The sequence below is a fragment of the Staphylococcus sp. GDY8P94P genome (assembly GCF_017892255.1).
In the GTDB taxonomy this organism is placed as follows: Bacteria; Bacillota; Bacilli; order Staphylococcales; family Staphylococcaceae; genus Staphylococcus; species Staphylococcus cohnii.
In genome coordinates, this window is sequence record NZ_JAESKU010000016.1 from 1 (window position 1) to 4,609 (window position 4,609).

Annotated in this window: 5 protein-coding genes; 4 read left to right on the top strand and 1 reads right to left on the bottom strand. The window is 32.1% G+C overall.

The window, feature by feature from the left end:
• Positions 1-78 precede the first annotated feature (78 nt).
• The gene (locus KA926_RS11735; protein ID WP_107360376.1) at positions 79-483 is read right to left on the bottom strand and encodes a plasmid mobilization protein; all 405 of its coding nucleotides are present in this window, start codon (positions 481-483) and stop codon (positions 79-81) included.
• 394 nt (positions 484-877) lie between these two features.
• On the opposite strand from KA926_RS11735, the gene KA926_RS11740 reads away from it, so the two are divergent.
• The 4 genes from KA926_RS11740 to KA926_RS11755 all read left to right on the top strand — a co-directional run.
• On the top strand, positions 878-1,276 hold the full coding sequence (locus KA926_RS11740; protein ID WP_210144503.1) for a plasmid mobilization protein: 399 nt from the start codon (positions 878-880) through the stop codon (positions 1,274-1,276).
• Positions 1,258-2,223 carry a relaxase/mobilization nuclease domain-containing protein gene (locus KA926_RS11745; RefSeq protein ID WP_210144505.1) on the top strand — a complete coding sequence of 322 codons (966 nt, stop codon included), beginning with the start codon at positions 1,258-1,260 and terminating at the stop codon, positions 2,221-2,223. The genes KA926_RS11740 and KA926_RS11745 overlap by 19 nt, the downstream gene beginning before the upstream one ends.
• 16 nt (positions 2,224-2,239) lie before the next feature.
• Entirely contained in the window at positions 2,240-2,743 is a 504-nt protein-coding gene (locus tag KA926_RS11750; RefSeq protein ID WP_210144508.1) for an MATE family efflux transporter, read from the top strand.
• 1,027 nt (positions 2,744-3,770) lie between these two features.
• Positions 3,771-4,609, top strand: an 839-nt coding sequence (locus tag KA926_RS11755) for a replication initiation protein (RefSeq protein WP_210144510.1), incomplete at its 3' end; no start/stop codon positions are given.

The window sequence follows — 4,609 nt, forward strand, 5'->3', positions numbered from 1 at the left end:
AAGCAAAGATGAATAAAAAAAGCCCCCAACCATCACGTCTGATCGGTGGGGCTTTTTTTATTCATCTTTAATTTCCTTTCAATTTTTTTCCACATTTACATTTTTACTTTCGCTATAATTTGCCATTGCTTGCATTAAACCAAAATCCTCTTTATAGCCTTTAAAGTCAATATACCCCTTATCATTAACATACTTGATGAATCTATCTAACACTTCAATGCGTTCATTATCATATTTTTTTTGCTCTTTTAATTCTTGATTTTCAGATTTCAACGTTTCAACTTCGTTAGTATCTTCAATGGTCAATTGTTCTTTAGGCATTTCAATAACGGTTGGCTTTATTCGATTACCTAGTGCTGCTAAACGTGTATAAGCTGTTGGATTTAAATCTCTGATTTGAGCTAAAGCTCTTACTTTTTCATACTCTTCTTCGGTTAAATTGATATTGATTGTTTTGGCTTTTTTTTGGTCTTGACTTGGCATTTTTATTCCACCTTTTACTAAATGATTACTCATATAAAATAGTCTTATTTTATTGAGTTATTACTTAGTAAATACTATAACATAGGTGGAATATATTTTTGAGTAATTACTAATAATAAACTATAAAAGTTTATTTAGTGATTACTCATTTGATACGCTCACATTTTTGAGCGTAATGGTTTAGCAAATACTCACTTGTATTTGCTATTTTTTCGCAGAAAAAATCACAGGGGGATTGGGGGCGTTTCCCCCAACAAGCAAGAAAATATTGGCACGAAGTGGCTATACTTTTCAGTGCTTGCCAAACCACTTAAATAATGATGTGAAGTTAATATTATGTTATAATATTAACTAAAGATTATTATTTATTTTACGTAGTAAAGGTGGTGGGATTGTGAACGAACAAAATGATAATTTGTCGAGCGATAATGCTGTCGGGAAAAATCAAACCCCCGACCGCAAAGAGCCGAAACAAATTAGCTTTCGTGTGAGTGAATCCGAATATGAAAAGTTGAAGGCATCTGCTGAAACTTTGAATATGAGTGTGGCTTCTTTCGTTAAGAAAAAGGCACAAGGCAGTCGATTGGTAGCGCCCAAATTAGATAAAGAGTCGCGACAATCGATTGTTAAAGGTTTAGGTACTATGGGGGGCAATATAAATCAGATTGCTAAATGGTTTAATCAACACAAAGAACAAGCAGTAAATTTACCAGAAGAGAAATATGATGAATTAATTAATGGGTTTAATTCAGTTAAAAAGGAGTTGCATGAGATATGGCAACAACTAAAATAAGTTCGACCAAATCAACAAGTCGTGCAATTAATTACGCAGAAAAACGTGCAGAAGAAAAAAGTGCTTTGAATTGCGATATTGATTATGCAAAAAGCAGTTTTAAAGCAACACGTGAGTTATATGGTAAAACAAATGGCAACCAAGGACATGTAATCATTCAGTCGTTTAAACCTGACGAAGTAACACCGGAACAATGTAATCAATTAGGCTTAGAATTAGCCGAAAAGATAGCACCTAATCATCAAGTTGCCGTATATACGCATAACGACACAGACCATGTTCATAATCATATTGTGATTAATTCAGTTGATTTAGAAACAGGAAAGAAATTTTATAATAATAAAAAAGCACTGCATGATATTCGACAAGCGAATGACGAAGTTTGCCAATCGCATAATCTATCAATACCAGACAAACAAGCACAAATACGCTACACACAAGCAGAACAAAACATTATGGATAAATCTAAAGATGTAAAAGCATCATGGAAAAATCAAATTAGAATAGCGATTGAAGATACAAAAGAACAAGCAGCAGATTTTGACGAATTTAACGAATTACTTAAACCGAAAGGCGTTGAAATCGCACGTATGACAGATAAGACCATAACTTATAAACATATTAAAGAAGATAAAAAAGTGCGTGGTAGCAAACTTGGTGAAGATTATAACAAGGAGGAGTTGGACAATGGCTTTAGACTTGAGAAACAAAGACGAGATCGACAATCTGAACGACAAATTAGACCAAATATTAAAGCAACAAAAGCAGATTGGGACGAGTTTAGAGAAGAAAACGAACGACGAGAGCGAGAAAGACGAGAGCAAGAGCGACGAGAAAATGAACGCATTAATGCAGAGAATGAAAGACTTAGAAAACAGAGAGAACAAGAGAGTAGAACAACACAATCAGTTAATAAAAAAGCTAGAGGAATCGACCTCGAACTTTAATAAAATAAGTAATGACTTGCATGTAAAATATAAATCAGTAGCTAGTTCATATTTAGCTAAAATAGATACTGATAATCAAGAGCAAGACTTTCAAAAAGCCCTAGGCAATAAGTTTAAAAAGATAGATAACAATACAAAAACACTTATGAATGGGGTAATCGAAAGTAATAAGCAGACAAGAACAGAAATACAAGAATACAAAAAAACACTTGAAGGTAAATTTCAAGATAACGATAAATTGATAGGTAAATACAACAAATCGTTAAGTAAAATGAATCAAGGCATATTTTCTTTATTTTTTGTTGTTTTAATTGTCTCTCTAGTATCACTGATAACTGGACCAATAGGCGATATATTAATGCTTAATAGTTATGCAGAGACCATTCATGACCAAATTGTTCAAGGTGAATCTATTTGGAGATATTTAGCTTATTTATTCTATCTCATTCCGTTTATATTATTATTCTTTATTCTGTGGGCATGTACGAAGTTCATAGACGCTTTAGATAATAAATTCTAGGATTTGTACCTAAAATCTCTATAAGCTCTAAATACCCCCTTAAAATGCAAAATAAATGCAAATAAGGGGGTAACTCCTTATGAAAAAACAACTAATAGTATTATAACACGTTTTTATGCCGAGAAAACTTATTGGTTGGAATGGGCTATGTGTTAGCTAACTTGTTAGCGAGTTGGTTGGACTTGAATTGGGATTAATCCCAAGAAAGTACCAACTCAACAACACGTAAAGCCCTGTAGGTTCCGACCAATAAGGAAATTGGAATAAAGCAACGAAAGGAGTTGAGTAAAATGAGTGAGAAAACGAAGAAAATCATTCGAGTATCATTAGCTTTTTCACAAGTAGTAGTGCAATCATTGATAGTTTATTATACTTACCAGCAATATAAATTATCTAAAGACTATTAATAATGGGTTAAGGGTTTAGAACAAAGTTCTAGGCTCTTATTTTTTTCTGTGTCAACGGTAACGGAATGAGCGTAGCGATTGAGTATAAGGAGTTGATACAGTTACTCATACTCGCCACACTAACTGTAGTGGAATTGGAGGTTATCCAATTCCACTACAGTTAGTGTGGCGAGTTCAAGAAGTTTTTTGATTTTACTTTTTTTCAAAAAAGTAATGGTTTAGGTTTTTTAAATATAAATAAATTCGATTAGAATTTATACATTGTTTTTAAGTGTTTTGAACTTGTGCATTTTGGGCTGGAACTTTTTAATATATTTTTAAAATCTTTTTAAACCCTTTTTAGGCACCCTTTGAGCCTTACTGCGAGAAGGAGTTTCAGATGGCAAAGGGGACTTTTTGTAACACCAAAAGGGACTTTTTGTAACACCAAAAGGGACTTTTTGTAACACCAAAGGGGACTTTTTGTAACAGACAGTGGGCGTTTATATTATAACGTCCCTTTCTATTCTTGATTATTGTATTATTATGGTTTATTATGGTTTTTAACAAATAAAAAAGGGACTAACCTCTAATTAGTCCCTTTTAAAAAGATATATATACTGTATAGGAGTGATTATAACATGACTGGAGAGACTGTTGTGTACCGAAATGAAATGAATTTAGTACCTTTAAGAAAATTCACAAGTACAGAAGTCGACTTATTTTTTACATTATGCAGCAAACTTAAAGAGCAAGACACACGTAAATTAGAAATACCTTTTGACGAATTAAAACATCTTAGTAATTATTATTCACGCTCACAAGAACGTTTTATCAAAGATTTGGAACATGTATACGATAAGATGTTGAACTTAACATATACAGAACATAACGGGAAATCGTTCAAGAAGTTTGTATTATTTACATCATACGAATTAAATGCAGAAGATGAATATCTAAGTATTAGTATTAATAATGATTTAAAGCATGTATTAAATTCAATTACGTCAGATTTTACTAAATTTGAACTACAAGAGATGACTTATTTAAAATCAACATATGCAAAAAATATGTTTAGGATTTTAAAGCAGTATAAGCATACTGGCTATTTTAAAATTGAAATGGACGATTTGAGAGAACGTTTAGATATCCCTAAATCATATAAAATGAATGATATTAACAAACGGGTATTCAAGCCAATTATTAATGAATTAGGTTTTATATTTAAAGACCTTAATATTAATAAAATTTCTGCTAAGAAATCACGTAAAATCGAATGGTTAGAATTTACTTTTGAACCTGAGAAACGCATTCATAGCAAGCGACAACCCGATATGGCGAATGTAGGTAAACCAAAGCATAATACTAGTCGTGAGATGACACCAGAATGGTTAAAAAATAAACAACATGAACAAAGTAATTCTGAAACCTTAGAATACACAGAAGAAGAACGCCGAGCAACAAAAGCAAAGATGAATAA